At 51.6% G+C, this 256-nt stretch carries 1 protein-coding gene; it reads left to right on the plus strand.

All coding sequences use genetic code 11. The features are described from left to right. Nucleotides 1-256: sodium/glutamate symporter (locus VJI93_RS09045; RefSeq protein WP_324009365.1), on the plus strand; the 256-nt coding region annotated here is incomplete at both ends.

Consider the following 256-nt stretch of genomic DNA (forward strand, 5'->3'; position numbering starts at 1 on the left):
TCTCGATACTTTAGCAACGCTTGTTGCCGCAACGCTGACGTTGCTGCTCGGGCGTAAGTTGGTCCATTCCGTCTCCTTTTTGAAGAAATACACCATACCGGAACCTGTTGCGGGTGGTTTGTTGGTGGCGCTGGCGCTACTAGTACTGAAAAAAAGCATGGGCTGGGAAGTCAACTTTGATATGTCCCTGCGCGATCCGTTAATGCTGGCTTTCTTCGCCACCATTGGCCTGAACGCCAACATTGCCAGTTTGCGT

Source organism: Parvimonas sp. M20 (genome assembly GCF_035282425.1).
Lineage (GTDB): Bacteria > Bacillota > Clostridia > Tissierellales > Peptoniphilaceae > Parvimonas.